General features: G+C 48.7%; 15 protein-coding genes. 8 read left to right on the plus strand and 7 right to left on the minus strand.

Annotated features, from left to right (window positions below):
- The first annotated feature begins 54 nt into the window (after positions 1-54).
- The 3 genes from NG796_RS11385 (at position 55) to NG796_RS11395 (ending at position 2,485) form a co-directional block, all read left to right on the plus strand.
- Entirely contained in the window at positions 55-672 is a 618-nt protein-coding gene (locus NG796_RS11385; protein WP_261206761.1) for an alpha/beta hydrolase, read from the plus strand.
- A 217-nt stretch (positions 673-889) separates the two neighbouring features.
- Positions 890-2,062, plus strand: coding sequence for a M20 family metallopeptidase (locus NG796_RS11390; protein ID WP_261206762.1), 1,173 nt, complete (start codon positions 890-892; stop codon positions 2,060-2,062).
- A 168-nt stretch (positions 2,063-2,230) separates the two neighbouring features.
- Complete coding sequence (locus tag NG796_RS11395) at positions 2,231-2,485, plus strand: hypothetical protein (RefSeq protein WP_261206763.1); 255 nt, start codon at positions 2,231-2,233, stop codon at positions 2,483-2,485.
- Between the two features lie 180 nt (positions 2,486-2,665).
- Here NG796_RS11395 and NG796_RS11400 read toward each other — a convergent pair whose 3' ends face one another.
- The 3 genes from NG796_RS11400 to NG796_RS11410 all read right to left on the minus strand — a co-directional run bounded on the left by NG796_RS11400 (position 2,666) and on the right by NG796_RS11410 (position 8,003).
- Positions 2,666-3,868 carry a hypothetical protein gene (locus tag NG796_RS11400; RefSeq protein ID WP_261206765.1) on the minus strand — a complete coding sequence of 401 codons (1,203 nt, stop codon included), beginning with the start codon at positions 3,866-3,868 and terminating at the stop codon, positions 2,666-2,668.
- Positions 3,869-3,947: 79 nt separating this feature from the next.
- Entirely contained in the window at positions 3,948-7,397 is a 3,450-nt protein-coding gene (locus tag NG796_RS11405) for a tetratricopeptide repeat protein (RefSeq protein ID WP_261206767.1), read from the minus strand.
- A gap of 213 nt (positions 7,398-7,610) precedes the next feature.
- Complete coding sequence (locus tag NG796_RS11410; protein ID WP_261206768.1) at positions 7,611-8,003, minus strand: hypothetical protein; 393 nt, start codon at positions 8,001-8,003, stop codon at positions 7,611-7,613.
- Between the two features lie 530 nt (positions 8,004-8,533).
- On the opposite strand from NG796_RS11410, the gene NG796_RS11415 reads away from it, so the two are divergent.
- Entirely contained in the window at positions 8,534-8,917 is a 384-nt protein-coding gene (locus NG796_RS11415) for a YkvA family protein (protein WP_261206769.1), read from the plus strand.
- A gap of 24 nt (positions 8,918-8,941) precedes the next feature.
- On the opposite strand, the gene NG796_RS11420 is transcribed toward NG796_RS11415, so the two are convergent.
- From NG796_RS11420 to NG796_RS11430, 3 genes are all read right to left on the minus strand, one after another.
- The gene (locus NG796_RS11420) at positions 8,942-9,661 is read right to left on the minus strand and encodes an SIMPL domain-containing protein (protein WP_261206770.1); all 720 of its coding nucleotides are present in this window, start codon (positions 9,659-9,661) and stop codon (positions 8,942-8,944) included.
- Between the two features lie 154 nt (positions 9,662-9,815).
- Positions 9,816-10,955 carry an OmpA family protein gene (locus tag NG796_RS11425; protein ID WP_261206771.1) on the minus strand — a complete coding sequence of 380 codons (1,140 nt, stop codon included), beginning with the start codon at positions 10,953-10,955 and terminating at the stop codon, positions 9,816-9,818.
- Positions 10,939-11,484, minus strand: coding sequence for a hypothetical protein (locus NG796_RS11430; protein ID WP_261206773.1), 546 nt, complete (start codon positions 11,482-11,484; stop codon positions 10,939-10,941). The genes NG796_RS11425 and NG796_RS11430 overlap by 17 nt, the downstream gene beginning before the upstream one ends.
- Before the next feature lie 251 nt (positions 11,485-11,735).
- On the opposite strand from NG796_RS11430, the gene pcrA reads away from it, so the two are divergent.
- The 3 genes from pcrA (at position 11,736) to NG796_RS11445 (ending at position 15,724) form a co-directional block, all read left to right on the plus strand.
- Positions 11,736-14,069, plus strand: a complete 2,334-nt coding sequence (gene pcrA, locus NG796_RS11435) for a DNA helicase PcrA (protein ID WP_261206775.1) — start codon at positions 11,736-11,738, stop codon at positions 14,067-14,069.
- 109 nt (positions 14,070-14,178) lie between these two features.
- Positions 14,179-14,619: a hypothetical protein gene (locus NG796_RS11440; protein WP_261206777.1), complete on the plus strand. Its 441-nt coding sequence runs from the start codon at positions 14,179-14,181 to the stop codon at positions 14,617-14,619.
- Between the two features lie 88 nt (positions 14,620-14,707).
- Positions 14,708-15,724, plus strand: coding sequence for a WD40 repeat domain-containing protein (locus NG796_RS11445; protein WP_261206779.1), 1,017 nt, complete (start codon positions 14,708-14,710; stop codon positions 15,722-15,724).
- Between the two features lie 72 nt (positions 15,725-15,796).
- Here the strand turns inward: NG796_RS11445 and NG796_RS11450 are convergent, their stop codons facing one another.
- The gene (locus NG796_RS11450) at positions 15,797-17,086 is read right to left on the minus strand and encodes an FGGY-family carbohydrate kinase (protein ID WP_261206781.1); all 1,290 of its coding nucleotides are present in this window, start codon (positions 17,084-17,086) and stop codon (positions 15,797-15,799) included.
- A 160-nt stretch (positions 17,087-17,246) separates the two neighbouring features.
- Here NG796_RS11450 and acs point away from each other — a divergent pair, with 160 nt between their 5' ends.
- Positions 17,247-19,214, plus strand: coding sequence for an acetate--CoA ligase (acs, locus tag NG796_RS11455; protein WP_261206783.1), 1,968 nt, complete (start codon positions 17,247-17,249; stop codon positions 19,212-19,214).
- Positions 19,215-19,302: the final 88 nt, after the last annotated feature.

The following is a 19,302-nucleotide window of genomic DNA, read 5'->3' on the forward strand; positions in this document are numbered from 1 at the left end:
TTTGGGTCTGGTGAAGCCAGCAACAAGGGTGAGAAATCCTTCAGGAGCGATGCCATGAAAATAAAAATCAAAACGTTTGTCACCAGTCTGAGCCAGCTACCCAAAAAGTGGGTCAAATTTATAGCCCTCAGCCTCGTTGTTTTTCTGACCAGTCTTTCATTCGTGGTGTTTACACCCTCCCCGGCAACCGCCTCTCAAGTGGTGGTCCTGACATACGGTCCCCAACGAATCGCGATTCCCATGACGGAATTAGTTGAATTTGGGGAAACCGGAGAAGCGTCTCGGGTGATCCGATTTTTAACGGGAATTGCCAATGTTGATCGGGATCTATTTCGGACGGTTTTAACCCAGGAAATTCCGGCGAATGTCCGAGTTTTAGACCGTTCTTTGAACTTTATCGTAGGAGAATTATTCCTCTACGAAATCAGTCAAGCCATTTATCCGCCTTCGGGTCGTAAAGGGATTGAAGGGTTGCGCTCAAGTTTGGTTCTTTCGGCTGCGGATGATGGCCGACTTTCCCTGCTAGAACTTCTGCAAAAATATCCGGCTCAACGGGTTGAAATTGATGCAAGAAAGCTGAATAAAACTTATGGACAGGTCGAATTTTTGGTGGAAGGAGCCGAAAAAGCCCTCAAATTTGTTCGAGAAACTGTAGGGGATATTATTTGTTAAGCCATCCATGCTGTCTTGCCCATGACGGTTACCTACTCGGGCCATCAAAACTTTAGAAGGCTAAACTCTTAAACAATTGAATTCCTTCTCAAAAGCCGACTTTTTCTTGAACCTAAGAAAAAGTCGGCTTTTGGCGATCGCCCCTCAATCGGGTCGCACAGAGTTCCCGGAGCAACCAACTCTATAATAAAAATTGTACGCTCACCCTGGGACCCCCATGCTCACTGACATTAAAACCATTGCTGCTAAACTCGCACCTCGCCTGATTGAGATTCGGCGACATCTTCACAGTCATCCCGAACTCAGTGGTCAAGAGTATCAAACGGCTGCCTATGTCGCGGGGGTTCTTTCTTCCTGTGGGGTTCATGTGCGCGAGGGGGTGGGGAAAACCGGGGTCATTGGAGAACTGGCGAGTCAAGTTACAGATGAGAGGGTGTTGGCAATTCGCACGGATATGGATGCGTTGCCGATCGCCGAACGGACTGGATTAGACTACGCCTCCCAGCAGGCAGGAGTCATGCACGCTTGTGGACATGATGTGCATACTACCGTCGGATTGGGGACCGCGATGATCCTCTCGGAACTGGTGGAGAATTTACCCGGAACTGTGCGCTTTTTATTCCAACCGGCAGAGGAGATTGCTCAAGGTGCTAGGTGGATGATTGCCGATGGTGCCATGCAACAGGTCACCAATATTTTAGGATTGCACGTTTTTCCGTCGATTCCCGGGGGGTCGATCGGGATTCGACGGGGAGCATTAACCGCCGCCGCCGATGACCTAGAAATTACAATTATTGGGGAATCCGGACATGGTGCACGTCCCCATGAGGCAATCGATGCGATTTGGATTGCGTCGCAGGTGATTACCACCCTACAACAGGCCATTTCTCGGACTCAAAACCCCTTACGTCCCGTGGTTTTGACCATTGGTCAACTGAATGGAGGACGTGCGCCGAATGTGATTGCCGACTCGGTGAAGATGCTTGGAACCGTGCGATCGCTGCATCCCGAAACCCATGCCGATTTACCCGGTTGGGTTGAGAAAATAGTCGCTCATGTCTGTCAGATGCATGGCGGCAGCTATGAAATGAACTACCGACGGGGAGTCCCTTCGGTGCAAAATGACACGGGGATGACCCAGTTAGTGGAATCAGCGGCATTAGAAGCGTGGGGAAGCGATCGCGTCATTTATATTCCTGAACCCTCCCTCGGTGCAGAAGATTTTTCCCTCTATCTCGAACAAGCATCGGGAATGATGTTTCGTCTCGGCGTGGGACATCCAGACAAACCCAATTACCCCCTCCATCATCCTCAATTCGAGGTCGATGAATCGGCGATCGTCACGGGAATTGTTACTCTTGCTTATGCAGCTTACAAGTATTGGCTTTAATAATTGATAATGGACAATGGACAATGGATAATGGAAAGTTATCAATTATCAATTATCAATTATCAATTATCAATTATCAATTATCTTCTTCCTTTCGGGGGATGAATTTAGGCTCGGTTCTGGTTAGGGTAATTGAATAATCTGAATGAGTGAGATAGGGCTAAACGTATGGTAGCAAGTAAACAACTCCAAGGACTAGAACTGATTGACTGTGCCAAAGCCAATGCGGAACAGGGTTTAGCAATAGCAGCGGCACAGAGTGGTTATGGGCAGAATACTAGCCTATTTTCCCAAGAACTCAAAGCAGCTTGCCAGGATATTGGGGTTGAAATTAGTGAACTCAGCGATTTGATTACCCCTCAGCATGAAATGAAACAAGGACGAGGGATTGATATTGCTCCTGAAACTCCTGGAAATTTATAATGCTCAAGGGTTAATCAAACAGGCTTTAACTTTAATATCTTTTATGCCGCTGGGGGGATTCACTTCCGTGGGAGATAGGATAAAAAGTGTGAAACCCGGGTTTTTTAACAAGAGTTCTGCATCCTGTCACCAATTTTTAGCCGTTCTGGATAGAGGGTGGGAAATGCCCACCCTACGGGACTAGAAATGTTCGTATTCTCGATGCTCACGGTGCGGCAAGGTTTCTAGGCGGCTGCTCAAATCGGTGACGGAATGATAGAGGCGATCGTATCCATCTTGTAAGGAGGCGATCGTGGTTGCTTGAAAATCAATCTCTTGATGAAGGCGTTCCACTTCTTCTTTTTCTAAAGAATTTAGCCGTCTTTGCATCTGTGCGTTTAGGCTTGAAACTTTTTCAAATAATGCAGCAATTGCCGCTTCAATCTTCCCGAGTTGGTCGAGGTTACTCCAGGGGGGTAGGGCTTCAAAACGCTGCTGAAGCTGTGCTAATCCCTCGCTGATTCGAGTCATTTCCCGTTGAAGAGCGGTAATTTCTTCAGATTCCGGGTTATGCTGTTGAAATTCAGCTCTTAATCGGTCTAAGTTGCGTTTTAAGGCAGTGAGAGAATCCGTCTGTTCCAACTTTTTAACGGCTTGGGTGAGACGTTGCAGATAGGGCTTGACAATTTGTTTGTTTTGTTGCTCTAATGTTTTAACGCGACGGGCTAGGGGTTCGAGTTCGGTTTGAATTTGCAACTGGAATTCAGGCAAATTAGAAGAGGGAGGAAGGGTTTCCTCTGTCCCTGGAGTGTTGACAAATTCTGATTTTGCCTGGGGTGGAGTCGAGAGTTGGTCTAACTGTTCCTGCATTAATAAGAGGCGAACGTTCACGGTTTCCCAGTCATCTTCTCGAACTGCTGTTTTTTGGAGGCGTTGGGTAATAGTTTGCAACTGAGAAATGGCTTGATGCAGGGGATGCAAATTCACCTTTTCCACTGGCGGTTGTTGGCGGATGTTAGTTTGGAGAGCGTCCACCATTTGACGGACATCGGCGATCGCCGATGTGGTTTGTTGTGCCGTTTGCTGCTGCGATCGCACTCGATTGGACAAATTCAGACTTAACGCCAAGGTGAGAGGAACTGCGGCATAGACGACTTGTCCCGAAATGGCTGCCACGACGGTTCCCACGGCGGATCCGGCAACACAAGTGCCTTCAACCCAGGTTTGCCAGGGATACGAGTTAAGATTGCCCCTAAAACTTTGACTGGAAGGTTTTATCGTTTGCATGGTTGGTGGTAGGACGCCCGGTTTTGCACCAATTATAGTCACTTCCACAAAAAAGCGGGAATAAAAATTCCCGCTAGGACGTTTTTCAGGATTAGAAAAACAATGGGGTTTCTTCACTCACTCTTGATCCATTTGGAATCACTCTAGGCTAGAAACCGGCTTTCGGGTCCCCTGAGATTCAGGGGACCGGGAGGGTTTAGTCTGCACTCGCCAACGCCGTCAGGGCCGCGATCGCCTGTTGGTGATGGATGGTATCTCCTTGGCGAGAAAACAAGTTTGCTGCGGTTTGTAAGTCCCCGATCGCCCCTTGGCGATCGCCCATTTCTGCCCTCGCCCGACCCCGATAGTTATAGGCACTGGCATACTTCTCATTCAGACTCAGGGCTTGGGTAAAGTCCTCGATTGCTCCATGATAATCGGCCCCGGCGGACCGGGCAACCCCCCGATTCAAGTAGGCGACGGCATCATCGGGTTTCAGGCGCAACGCTTCTGTATAATCCGCGATCGCCCCCGCATAGTCCGCTTGGTTATACCGGGCTAATCCTCGGTTGTTATACGCTACCGCATCTTGGGGATTCAGTTGAATCGCACGAGTATAATCCTCTGCCGCTTGTTGATAATTCCCCAAGCGTCCGTAGGCTTCTCCGCGATAGAAATACGCGCTTGTCTGTTCTGGCGCTTTCAGAATTGACTCAGTGTAATCGCCAATTGCTCCTGTATAATCGCCTTGATTAAACCGGGCAAATCCTCGGTTAAAATATACCACCGCTTCATTGTCATTCAGTTCCAGCGATCGCGTATAGTCGGCGATCGCACCGGCAAAATCGCCGATTTGGAACTTCGCTAATCCGCGATTATTATACGCCGTTGGCTGATTGCCATCAATCTGCAACGCCCGAGTATAATCCTCAACCGCCCCTTGGTAATCGCCAATATCCAACCGCTCAAATCCGCGATTGTAGTAGGCGCTGGCATTAGCAGGATTCAGCAAGGGTTCGCTAAAGCGCTCAATTAACCCGTGAATAATCTTCGGATCGGTAGTCCGTAATCCCACTTCCCGTTCCGGTAGCGCATCACTGCTACTCAGGAAATGATGGGTGGCTAACATCGCCCACTTGTCATCGCACACCAAAAAGTTCTCATGAGTGCCGAGGACTTTCAATTGCAAGCGATCGCCATATTGAGTCCGCAGATGTTCCAAATCATTCAAGGCATCATATAACCCGCGTTTCGCCATCGGGTCTAATTGCCAATGTTCATTAATCCGAATCGGGAATTCTCCGGCTTCAATATCCCGCAGATGTCCCCAACCGATTTCGACTTGAACACCCTGTTGCAGCAGTCCTTCCAGCTTTTGCAGCAGATTACCATCCAACCCCGCACGACTGACCCAAGGACAAACTAAAATCAGACGATGTTGAGCGGTATCGATCGCCTCTTCCAGTTGTGCTCTAATCGAGGGTCGGTCAAATACCAACTCATACTGATGGGCTTTAATCCCTTCTAGTAAAGATTCGATTTGATACAGTTGCTGGGCGATCGCCGGAGAAATCAGAGATTGCAGATGACCGCTTCCCGGGGTATTGTGAGGTACTTCGGGATGGGTTGCCAGGGCTTTAAGCTGCTGACTCAGTTGCTCAATTTGCGGCTGCACTGAAACTTGTCCAGGACGATTCCGCCACTGTTCCAGTTGTCCTTCCAGTCGTCCTAATGCCACTTCTAACCGTTCGATTCTCTCCGGGGTCACATCGGATAAGTGACCGATGGATTCGCTCACTTGCGCTAGGGCCGATCGCAACTCAGAGATTTCCAGCCGGAGGACATCAATTACTTCTGCATCCCGTTCCTCAGCGGAAGAGGGACTATTGGGCAGTTGTTCCAGTCGCCGATCCAGTTCGCTGACATTGGCACTTAGGGTCTCGATTTGCTCCAATTCGGGACGAGAGTTGAACTGTTCGAGAAGTTCGTGGATTTGGTGAGTTACCTCACTTGAGACCGCATTAGGAACGCCACTCCCTTGCCATTCTAGTTGTTCCCGCAGACTCTGCACCTCTTGGCGCAAGGCATCCCGTTCTTGGGGCAAGGTTTCATCCAGGCGGGAACTGAGTTCGCTTACCATGCTATCCAGTTGACTGAGGCGACTGCTCACTTCACTCTGGTTTTCCAGGGAAGTCGTGAGTTGTCGCACTTGTGCTAGATTCGCGGTAACTTCCAGCAGTGCTTGATTCAGTTTATGCACATCGGATTGTGAGGCGATCGCTTCGGGTAAATTATTCACGCGATCGGCTAACTGTTCAAGCTGGTCCTGTAGTTCGGGAATGGGAAATCCCGCCAGAAGATCCACCCGTTCTTTGAGGGTAGTGAGGGCGGTTTCCAACGGTTCCAGAGCTTCTGGGGCGATGAGTAAGGGTAATCCGTCGATTTTCTCTTGTAATCCGAGAAGGGCAGTTTGCCAAGACCCCTGTTCTTGTTGCAGGGCCGCTAATCCGCTGGTTAACTGTTCTAATTCCCGAGTTTGCAGGGCCAAATCCTCTTGGATGCGACGCAGATTCACCGCTTCTAAGGGGGCTAACCGCGTATCAATTTCGGCGATCGCCTCGCTGACAGATTCGGCAATTTTCCGGAGTGCTTCATCGACTCCGGTTAAATCTACCGCCTCCTCGTTACCACGGGCGGAAACCCCAAGGCGTTCTAAATCTAACTGCTGTTCCAGTTGAGGAATCAAGGCGATCGCCAGGGATAAGGCGTTTCTCAAGCGTTCCACTTGCTCGAAATCCGGTTGTGCTGCCACCTTCTGATTCAGTTGTTCCAATTGAATCCGCAACTCGCTCACCGGGGCGATCGCCTGTTCTAATGCTTGCTGCCGTTCCTGCAATTTGGCAATCTCTGAACTGAGGGAACTCACCTGTTCCGCCCCAAATTCCAGGGGATTTCCGGCACTAACTCGCGCTTCGAGATCCGCCCGCAACTCCGCAATTTCCTGCTCAATCGCTTGATTAGCACTCGCCCGAACCGTTTCCAGTCGCTGTTCAATTTGAGCAATCTCTGACAAAACCGGGTTTAAATCTGGAGTCCCACCGCCGGTTTCCAATTTCGAGAGTTTATTTTGAAATTGGGCAATTTTGCTATTAATCTGGGCGATCGCACTCTCCAACCGCTCAACCCCATGTCCACTTTTGGAAGAGTCTCCCCCACTGAGTTGAGCACTCAGGGCCGCCAACGTTTCCTGGACCCCGGCATAATTCTCCCGGAGTACCGAAATATCTTGGCGCAAGGGATTCAACTCTAACCCTTGCGCTAGGGACAGAGTTTTTTCTAACTGTCGCTTAACCTCTTCAAATTCTTCCGAATGTTTCGATACTGCCGACTGAACATGATTAAAATCCGAATCCGTCGGCAATCCCTGCACTTGTTCGCGCAATATCCCTAATTCCCGGGCAAGTTTATCCCGGAGTTCAATGTCATTGCCTCCAATGGACGGTTCCTGCGCTAATCGACGGCGATTAGCCAAATTGAGGACCACCGACAGGGAAAGCGGCGTTGCAGCATAAACAATTTGCTGCGTCGCGATCGCTGCCACGGAACCCGCCACGGAACCCGCCACGGATAAATATTCCAGAATTTCTAGCCAACTTCGCTTAGTCATTTTAATGGAGAGGCCGATGTTTGGTTTGTATGAGGATTTTTCTGATATATGCGGTCAATTTTACCCTGGGAGTTATCCTCCTGTGGCAATCGAATTCAATTCATTGCCCAGGAGTCAATGTAACGTAACGCTGGTTTATCTCCCAATCAGGACCAATCCCAACGAATCCCTAAGACTCCCCGGAGATTGCCCTAAATTCTCCGAGGCGTTGCCTTAATCACTCCCCAGGGGCGGCACTTCAATCGTTGCCTCTCCTGTCGCAATATCCAGCAAACTTTCTAAACTCATCGTATCCATCGACTGCGGATGCACAGGTTCGAGCACATCAATCAGCAACATCAACTGATCGATCGCCAGACGCGTAATCTTACCCCCCTCAATCCGATTAATCTGCGGTCCCGATATCCCCGGGACCAGTTCCGGGTCGATATAGAGGTCCTTCCCTCGTTCTTTCAGCAACATCGATTCTTGGGTTGCAATGTACTGCCCCAGGTCATGGACTGACGTCCAACCCCGATAATGTCTAAGCCAACGCAGGTATCGGCCTAAATGTAGCAATCCCACCTGAGTTAACCGGCGATTTTTCGTAAGCGTGTTTTGGGGCATATTAATTTAGCTGCTATCCGTTGTTTTTCTTGCAGACAACCAGTATGATGTTATCTTAACATAGCGAATTACTGATGAAGAATTAAAATTTATCGGATTTCAGGTTCTTAATATGTTATCATGCGGTTTTAAAAAATCCCGCCGTTGGGGGGACCTGTTTCTACCCCTCCCCGATATCTTGAGGGGGGGACCGGAGATAGAGTGCCGGTGTGAGGAAGGGTTTGAGTCGTTCTTCAGTTCTTAGTAACAACTGGGGTGGAAAAATCGGTTGCCGCTTCCCGGTGTGAGAATATCGGCTATAGGGTGCGGCTAAATTGACTTAGATTTTGACTGTTTCTCGCTAAGTGAGATTAAGGGCAGATAAGATCGCAACTGTTCCACCCCTGCTTGCGATCGCCTCTTTTTGTTCAACCCCTTGGGCGGTTCTTCCCTGAAATTCCCCTCATATTTCGGGCGGGTTGCAAGGGGTAAACCAATCGAGTGAGGGCGATCGCAGATATAATACGAAAAACCCATCTGACCCTGAAGCTATGCAGTCCTTAAAACAGTTCGCCCATAAACTCAAAACCGAAACCTACGCCCTGTATTTAGCCAGTAAAGACCCCCGCGTTCCTTGGTATGCTAGAGTGCTGGCTGCTGGGGTCGTTGCCTATCTTTTTAGTCCCATTGATTTAATTCCCGATGCCATTCCCATTCTCGGTTATTTAGACGATCTAATTTTAGTCCCCCTGGGAATTTGGATTGTGCTAAAAATGATTCCTCCCCAGGTGATTGCTGAATGTCGAGAACAGGCAGAAGCAGCTAACCAGCAGGGAACTCCTGAAAATTGGGTAGCTGCTACCATTATTGTCCTGCTCTGGATATTATTGGGAATGTTAGTCTTCCACTGGATTGGTAGCCTTTTAAACTCGTAAAAGGGGTAACTATGCTATCCTATTTTAATAGCTAATATCCAGCGTAACTGTAGCAGAAATCTCCTGTTCACCTCCCATGACTGGGGTGGAAAAATTAGGAGCAGAATCCCTCATCGCGTACATCGTTTGTGGATAAGGCATAGCAGAATTGACTTGTATTTTCACAATTTCGCGGCGAGTGAAATTGAGGGCTGATAAGACGGTATCTGCTTGGGTAAGGGCATCCTGAGTCGCTGCCCGAATGGCTTGCTGACGGGCGGTTTCCATTGCTTCATCTGGGGCAATAAAATTGACTCCATCAATGCGAGTTGCACCGGCATTGACAGCCTCATCTAACAAGGTTCCAGCGCGATCGGTGGAGAGACGAAAGCTAACAATATTAGAGGCAGCATAGCCAATAATCGTAGGCGCTGCGTTGTCATTACTGCGATAGACCGGGTTGAGTTGAATGCCGGTGGTTTGGAGTTTCTCCACGTTGCGCGATCGCAACAGTTCTACCACGGCTTGCGATCGCCTTGCTACCTCTTGTTGCACCTCTTGGGCGGTTTTTCCCTGCACTTCCACCCCTAATCTCACCTCAGTTAAGGTGGTGGGAATACCTACGGTTCCCTGTCCCGTAACGGTGAGATTACGCGCGGGTTGTTCCTGGGCAGAAACAGCATTGAGACTGGGAGGGATACTAAACAGTCCCAAAGCGAGAGCAGCAGCGGCGATCGGACTCCAAACATTCAGTTTTGTAGGCATTAATCGATTCATGGGTAAAGTTTCTTCTTGGATTCATCTATTGATAGTCTGACACTTTAAACAAGCAGTTGAGGAATTGGTTACCGTTTTGGAAACTAATTTTTTTTAACCCCCTCCCCTCGGGGATTCAAGTGAATTTAGCTTGGGATTGAAATTAAATCAATCCCGCATTTTTTTGAGCATACTGCAAGTTTTTTTGATACTCTACAATCTTAACTTGAGCCATGCCATGATTAGCGTTAGTTTGGGGGACTGCCTCCAGGAAGGCGATCGCCTCTTGCCATTGTTTGGCGACTTGTAACCACTGTTCGGGAGTTTTGGCTGCTTGTGTCAAGGTTGCTGCACTCGTTGCCTTCTTAACTGCTTCCCCAAAGGGGTCAGAATTGGGCGCAATTTCAACAGTTCGAGTTTCGGTTTGAATGGTAAATTCAACCCGCCGATTTTTTTCCCGTCCTTGGGGATTATCGGAACCATCGGGATTGGTATTCGGGGCGATCGGTTGACTTTTTCCTAACCCTTTGGTTTGGATGCGGGTTGGTTCCGCTTGAAAGTTATTGACAAAATAATATTTCACTGACGCTGCTCTTTTTTGCGACAATTCTATATTATATTCGTCAGTTCCTTTGCTGTCTGTATGTCCATGAATCAAGACTTGGGCATCCTTAAAATGGGTCAGCACTTGATTGACTTTTTCCAAGGTTGGTTTAGCTGCCGCCCGGACGTGATATTTATCAAATTCAAATAAAATATTATCGGAAAGATTGAATTTAATCCCTTCAATAGTGGTTTCCGCATTTAATTCCGTGAGGGTCTGTTCTACCTCCGTTGGCGTTGGCAACACCGTTTCTACCATAATTCGGGTTGAATCAGTCGGGTCTTCTTCCGAAGTTACTATAGTCGGTTCCGGTGGCGGTTCTACTTGAACTGAAGTCGCCGGAGGGGAAGTCTCTGTAGTTGCTGAACTCGGTTGTGGTGTTGTTTCTACGGAAGTAGAACTCGAAGGCGTTGCCGTTTCTACAGAAGTAGAACTCGAAGGTGTTGCCGTTTGTTCGGTTTGAGTTGTACTGACAATAGATGGATCAACCGTGGTGGTTGTAGTGGTGGGTGATTGAACATCAAAGGTGCTTGTAGTCACCTGTTCAACGGTTGCTATTTCTAATTGAGTGACAGGAACGGGGACAATTTCAAATGTGGTAACTTTCGGTAAGTCTTGATAGCGATTTTGGCAAGCGGTGCCAATCAGCAGCAAGCTAGAGGCGATCGCAACTTGTAGCCGTTTAATTTCTAGGTGCATTTTGCCCCTCCCGAGGAACTCTAACGTTTTTAATTTCTAATGTTATGCCCCTTGTGCGAGAATAAAGTTGGTCTTCGTAATAAGTTACTGTTTTGAGTCTGATATAAGCAGCTTCGGGGGATAATCGACCAATAAACACAAATTTGCCGTTAAGAGTTGTACCCGGTTGAATTTGAATGAGTGGATTATCTGGAGGGATGGCTAGACGATATGTATTCCCTTCATCATCATAGAGAATGATATTCTCTTTTTTTGTATTAATATTGATAATTTCACGGCGACCATTGGTGATAGATACCGTCGCGATGGTACTATCCTCAGCTAGGGTGATTTCTGTCAAGCGCATCACCAATTCGCTTGCATTCACTTGTAAATCATCATAACTTTCGGTTAGGATGCGGGGACGGCGAGGGGATTCAGTGGTGGCGGGTGCGCCTCCTCCTGGGAGTTTTTGTGCCAAGGGGTTAGAATCACACCCCACACAGACCAAGGATAGGAAGGCGATCGCAGCAAACAGACGAAGGTTCATAGATACGCGGTTTTGAATATTAATTGATTATTGTACTCGATATGAGGGAATTAGCTAATTGTTTAATATTAAAGAATTATTAAGGTCTGGGGTCTTGAACTTTCCAACAGAAAATTATAAAGATAAATGCCCAAGTCAGCAGAAAGAGTGACTTTGTTGCCTTTATTAGTTCTAACAGTCCCCAAATTTGGTAAAATTAGAAAGCCAATCTAACCTAGACTCAGCCCTTACCGCTTTTGCCTCGTTCAACCATGACTTCAACCCTTGACTTTCTGGCCCATCTGAACCCAAACCAACGTCGTGCGGCAGAACATTTCTGTGGCCCCTTGTTAGTTGTTGCCGGGGCGGGTTCGGGCAAAACTCGGGCGCTAACTTATCGAATTGCTAATTTAATCCGCAGTAATCAAGTCCATCCTGACGATATCCTGGCGGTGACCTTTACGAATAAGGCGGCCCGGGAAATGAAGGAACGGATTGAGAAGATTTTTGCCGATACTGTGGCGGAACAAAAGTATGATAAACCGTTTTCAGCTTTAGAACCAGCGGAACAAACTCAGGTGCGATCGCAGGTGTGGAGAAACAGCATTAAACCCCTGTGGATTGGTACATTCCATTCCCTCTGTTCCCGCATTTTGCGCTACGATATTGAAAAATTTAAAGATGAAAATGGGCGGCAATGGACCCGCAAATTCTCTATCCTTGATGAGTCTGATGCTCAAACAGCCATTAAGGATATTGTCCTCAAACAGATGAATTTGGATAGCAAAAAGTTTGAGCCTCGCAAGATACGGTATGAAATTAGCGGGGCGAAAAATAAAGGATGGTCTCCTCATGATTTAGAGGCGAGTGATCCGACGAATTACCGCAATCGCAAGGTAGCAGAGGTATATAATCGGTATCAGGATACTTTGGCGGCGAATAATGCCCTAGATTTTGATGATTTGATTCGGATTCCCGTGGAACTGTTTCGCCAGGATGCTCAAGTTTTAGATTATTGGCATCGTAAGTTTCAGCATATTTTGGTGGATGAATATCAGGATACGAACCGCACTCAATATGATTTGATTCGGATGTTAGTCACCAATGGAAAAGCTGCAAAATCCTTTGATAAATGGGAAAATCGCTCAGTGTTTGTGGTGGGGGATGTAGACCAATCGATTTACTCATTTCGGATGGCAGATTATACCATTTTGCTGGAGTTTCAGCAAGATTTTGGAGATGGATTAGAGGATGAAGAGACCCAAACTTTGGTGAAATTAGAGGAGAATTATCGATCGCGAGAAAATATCCTAGAGGTTGCTAATAAACTGATTGAGAATAATACAGAACGGATTGATAAAGTATTGCGTCCCACCCGGGGGGAAGGGGAAGCGATTATCTGTTATCGCACCGAAAATGATTTAGATGAAGCGCAATATGTGGTGAATCAAATTCGGATGTTGCAAAATCAGCATCCGGAGTTGGATTGGGGTTCGTTTGCAATTTTGTATCGGACTAATGCTCAATCGCGATCGTTTGAGGATGTGTTAGTGAAAATGAATGTCCCCTATCGAGTGGTGGGGGGTTTGAAGTTCTACGATCGCAAAGAAGTCAAGGATGCCGTTGCTTATTTGCGGGCGATCGCTAACCCTGCGGATTCGATTAGTTTGCGGCGGATTATTAATACTCCTAAACGCAGTATCGGGAAAACGACCTTAGATCGTCTCGATGAAGCAGCAAAACAGTTAAACGTCCCCCTGTGGGAAATTCTCAGTGATGATACATCGGTGAAAACCCTCGCAGGGCGATCGGTGAAACAAGTTCTGGAATTCTCTCAATTAATATCCCGATGGCAAGGGCAAGTAGAAACCTTACCGGCGATCGAAGTCCTGAAAGGGATTATGGAAGAATCCGGGTATATGGAATCCCTGAAACTGGAAAACACCGATGAAGCCTTAAACCGCATGGCAAACATTGAGCAGTTGTATAGTGCAACGATGCAATATGCCGAAGAAAATGAAGACAATTCTTTAACGGGATTTCTCTCTAGTGCTTCTCTTGCTTCAGAGTTAGATAATTTAGAAGAAGGGGAACAAGCCGTATCATTGTTAACCATTCATTCTGCCAAAGGATTAGAATTTCCTGTGGTCTTTTTGGTGGGAATGGAAGAGGGTTTATTCCCCAATTTCCGCAGTGTAAATGACCCGCGTAGTTTGGAAGAAGAACGGCGACTCTGCTATGTGGGAATTACTCGTGCCCAAGAACGACTCTTTTTAACTCATGCCTTAGAACGGCGCTTGTGGGGGTCTTATGAACGCGCTCAACCCTCACGATTTCTAGCCGAATTACCCCGGGATTTACTACAAGGAAATTCAGTTCCCAAGGAAAAAACTCGCCGCAGTTCCGGGGCGGCAAAAACGGCAAAAGGGGCAGCCGCTAAGGAGACTTGGTTGGTGGGGGATATGGTGGTTCATGATACCTTTGGTCCTGGGGAAGTGTCTCACGTTTTTGGATCGGCTACTAAGATGTCCTTAGCGATTAAATTTATGCGAGGAGGTCAAAAAATTATTGACCCGCAAACGGCCCCGATGCAAAAATTAAATTAATTCCGGGAACTAAAAATCCAAGCAACCGTCTGAAGAACGCCTGGATTTTGGACTGGAGAAGCGTGACTCACATACCCGACTATATATCGCGATCGCAGAGATAAAAGAGATGGAAAGAGGACTGATGTGGTTACCCTTGCTGGCCCTATTTATAGGACTCGCCTGGGCCGGATGGAACGAATATCAAAAAGTCGAAGCCTATAGGCTTTGGGCCCAGGGGTTTGATCGCACTAAGTATGATATTTATGCGGTATTAGGAGAGAAGGGAGATTGCCTGACTTGGGGAAAACCCACGCGCAAAGGTCCGGTGAATGTACAAACCTTCTCCTTAAAAGAGGTACAGTCATTGCACCTGCTGGTGAATCAACAACCCGTGGCAGTCGATGCCCTACCGGAGAATCTCAAAGCCAAGACCATTGCCTTAGAATTTTTGTTTCCATCCCCAAAACAGTCAGTGCAGATTCCCTTTACCGAAGTGGCGATCGCCGTGGAATGGACAAAATATTTACAACAACAGTGGCAAAAGTGGCAGGAGGGGACGGTGAATTAAGTCAACTTTTTCCTCAAAAATCCGTGAATCTAAACTCTAAAATAGTGTTAGATCCTAGGTGAACAATTAATTTTCTAATAAAGCCAATATGCCCTTAAAGCCCTCGTCCTGGAAAAAATTTAGTGCCTTAGCCGTAGCTGGAATCGCCACCCTGGGAGCGATCGACCTCCATTTTCTCGCCAGCGCCCCCCCATTGCTCGCACAACAGCGCACCCCCAGTTCTCAACTGTTAAGAACCATTGGCGATCGCGCTTTCCCCATTTTTGCCGTTGCTTATAGTCCGACAACCTCAGTCGTCGTCAGTGGCAGCAATGAAGATACCATCAAATTTTGGAATGCCGAAACCGGAGAACTGAACTATACCGCTTCTGTTCATTTAGATGACGTGAGGGCCTTGGATATCTCGCCCAACGGTCAAATCCTCGCCAGTGGTAGCGATGACAACACCGCTAACCTTTGGAACATGGAAACTGGACAGTTGATTTATACCCTTTACGGTCACACAAAAGGGGTGAAAACCGTAGCATTTAGTCCCGATGGACGAACCCTTGCTACGGGGAGTTGGGATAACACCGTTAAACTCTGGAACGTCGAGAATGGGCAAATTATTCGCACTTTAAGCGCCCATGAGGACGGGGTTGAGACGGTGGCTTTTAGTCCCAATGGTGCAACCTTAGCATCCGGGGGACTGGATAACAATGTCAAACTCTGGAACCTGAATACTGGAGAGTTAATCACCACTATTCCCGCCCATGAGGATTGGGTGAGTTCTGTTGCCTTTACCCCCGATGGACAGACCCTCGTCACTGGCAGTTATGATAATGCCGTGAAAATTTGGGATGTGAATCGGGGACAATTGTTACGCACCCTGACGGGTCACTCCTTCCCGGTGTATCAGATTGCCATTACCCCCGATGGACGCACCGTTGCCTCCGTCAGCGACGATCGCACAGTCCGACTCTGGGATATCGCCAGTGGCAGATTAATCGAAACCCTCACCGGACATGAAAAATCCATCTTTTCTATTTCAATTAGACCCGATGGCAGCCGATTGGCGACTGGGGGGAATGATAATACGATTAATATTTGGGAATTAGGTCGTTAATTGACGACAAATCGGGGTTTTTGTAGGGGCGCAAGCATTGCGCCCCTACAAAACAGGGCTAGTGTCCACCCTTTATACTCGGTCCTGCATCCGGGCTAGTAATGCGGCACCATAGGCCGCTTCTGTGTGAGTTGGCGTAGTGACCGGAACATTTAAACGACGCTGGCGAATTGCGCTCCAAATGGGGTTTTTTGCCCCGCCACCAGCGGTATAAACCCGCTTGAGTCCCGTGGCCCCAAACTCTTGTAACAGTTCATATCCCCGCGCTTCAATGCGGGCCATGCTTTCTAATAATCCATGCAAAAATTCGACATCGGACTGAGGACGAGGGTCTAATCGTGGGGGAAGTTCCGGATTATTTAAAGGAAAGCGTTCCCCGGGTTTGAGGAGGGGATAATATTTCAGAGGACTTTCGGTGTTAGGGTCAATGCTTTCGCTGAATTCTGCCAGTTGCCGATCGCTGAAAAACTCACGCAGGACCGCGCCTCCGGTATTCGATGCCCCGCCAGTTAGCCATAAATTGCCGAGACGATGACTATAAATCCCATAACGCGCATCATCCACGCGATCGCGACTGAGTAGCTTGAGTACCAAGGTTGAACCCAGGGACGTCACCGCCTCTCCCGGTTCCCTGGCACCCGATGCCAGAAATGCGGCAATACTGTCCGTAGTTCCGGCGCAAATTACGCAATTCTCCGGTAATCCAAAGCGATCGCCCATTTCGGGCGTGATTGGGGCGATGGGAGTTCCCGGTTTGACCACATGAGGCAAATAGGGGACAAACTGGGTAAACAGTTGCGGCAAGGCCGATCGCAACCATTCGGGATAAAATAAATGCTCTGGGTCATACCCCAATTTCAGGGCATTGTGATAGTCACTGATGCCAATTTGTCCGTGGAGTTGAAAACTTAGCCAATCTGCTTGATGCAGGAAGAACAGCCCCGTAGTCGCCACCCGATGCAGGGCATCAGGATACAATTTGGGATGACGGGCATACCATAACAGCTTTGCCAAACTGGAAGTTGCCCCGATCGCCGGATGATTGGGAGGGGCGATTTCCCGTAATGTCTCCATCACCGTGATCCCCCGGGCATCATTGTAGAGAATCGGTTCCGCCACCGGAGTCCCACTGCGATCGCACAGCAACACCGTCGAAGATGTCCCATCAATGGCGATCGCGCCGATGGACTGGCGTACAGACCGAGGCAGTTGGTCCAGTAACGCCCATAACCCTTCCTGCCACAGTTCCGGAGTTTGTCGGTCCAGGGGAAAATCCGCCTGTGCCTGAATCCCTGCATGGTCATCGATCGCCACTGCACGAGCACCAGAAGTCCCGAAGTCTATGCCGAGATAGAGGGTCATAGGAATACCCCTTAACGCTTACCATCCTCTAGTTTAGGCGATGTTGTTGGTCCTTTGGGGTTAGGTTTCCGTGACTCCCCCCTTAAAAAATCTCTAGGTTTGAAGTGACCTTCTGGATCAAAAATAATAAATAAGCGCAAACCTAGAGACTGTAACAACAATGTCCCAGCCCACGATTGAATCCATTCTGAACGAAAAACGGCAGTTTCCACCATCAGCGGAATTTTCCAAAAATGCTCGCATCAAGAGTTTAGAAGAGTACCAGGCGCTTTATGACCAAGCTGCCGCCAATCCTGAACAGTTTTGGGAACAGCTTGCGGAGAAAGAACTGCACTGGTTTAAAAAATGGGATAAAGTCCTCGACTGGCAACCCCCTAACGCTAAATGGTTTGTCGGGGGTCAGATGAATATTTCCTATAACTGCCTCGATCGCCACCTCACCACCCACCGCAAAAATAAAGCGGCCCTGATTTGGGAAGGAGAACCAGGAGACTCCCGAACCCTCACCTACGCCCAATTGCACCGGGAAGTCTGCCAAATGGCAAACGTCATCAAAGATATGGGGGTCAAAAAAGGCGATCGCGTTGGTATCTATATGCCAATGATTCCCGAGGCAGTCGTTGCGATGTTGGCCTGTGCGCGCATCGGGGCCGCCCATACCGTAGTTTTTGGCGGATTCAGCGCCGAATCTCTCAAGGATCGCCTAGTTGATGCCCAAGCTAAATTGGTGATTACTGCTGATGGCGGGTGGCGCAAAGAGTCAATTGTCGCCCTGAAAGAGCAAGTTGATAAAGCCCTAGAACTGGGGGCCAGCAGCGTCGAGCACGTTCTGGTTGTCAAACGGACTGGACAAGAAATCGCCATGACACCGGACCGCGATCGCTGGTGGCATGAACTCCAACCCACCGCGTCCGCCAACTGTCCCGCAGAACCAATGGACAGCGAAGACTTACTCTTTATCCTCTACACCTCCGGGACTACCGGCAAACCTAAAGGCGTCGTTCATACCACGGCGGGATATAACCTGTACAGCCATATCACCCTACAATGGGCCTTTGACCTGCAAGAAACCGATGTTTATTGGTGTACCGCTGATGTGGGTTGGATTACGGGTCATAGCTATATCGTCTATGGACCCTTATCCAACGGTGCAACTACGGTCATGTATGAAGGGGCACCGCGACCCTCGAACCCGGGCTGTTTCTGGGATGTCATCGAAAAATATGGCGTCACCATCTTCTACACCGCCCCCACCGCGATTCGGTCCTTTATTAAAATGGGGGACCAACATCCCAACGCCCGGGATTTGTCTTCCCTGAGATTATTGGGCACCGTCGGCGAACCGATTAACCCCGAAGCCTGGATCTGGTACGCTCATGTGATTGGTGGCGATCGCTGTCCAATCGTCGATACCTGGTGGCAAACCGAAACCGGCGGATTTATGATTACCCCCTTACCCGGTGCGATCGCCACCAAACCCGGTTCTGCAACCCGTCCCTTCCCTGGAATTTTGGCCGAAATTGTAGACCTAGACGGCAGTCCCGTCCCCGCCAATGAAGGGGGATATCTCGTCATTAAACACCCTTGGCCGGGAATGATGCGCACCGTCTACGGAGACCCGGACCGCTTCCGGCGCACCTACTGGGAACATATCGCCCCCAAAGACGGCCATTACCTCTACTTTGCTGGAGATGGCGCACGTTGTGACGAAGACGGCTATTTTTGGGTCATGGGTCGCGTCGATGACGTGATCAACGTTTCCGGACACCGTTTAGGGACAATGGAAATCGAGTCTGCCCTAGTCTCCCATGAGTCCGTTGCCGAAGCTGCCGTAGTAGGCAAACCCGATGAAGTACGCGGCGAGGCGATCGTTGCTTTCGTATCCTTAGAAAACGGATATGACCCCAGTCCAGAACTGGAAAAAGCCCTAAAACAGCACGTCGTCAATGAAATTGGGGCTCTGGCGCGACCGACAGAAATCCGCTTTACGGAAGACTTACCCAAAACGCGATCGGGCAAAATCATGCGCCGCCTCCTCCGCAACCTCGCAGCGGGTGAAGAAATCGCCGGAGATACCTCAACCCTACAAGACCGCAGTGTACTAGACAAACTCAGAAGCGGAGGCTAAAACCCTCCTCCACTGGAGTTTAGACTAAGCCAGTGACACGAAAGCAATAAAGAGGGGAGCCCGACTTGCATCTAGGCTCCCCTTGGCA

It is taken from the genome of Laspinema sp. D2d (assembly GCF_025370755.1).
Taxonomy (GTDB): domain Bacteria; phylum Cyanobacteriota; class Cyanobacteriia; order Cyanobacteriales; family Laspinemataceae; genus Laspinema.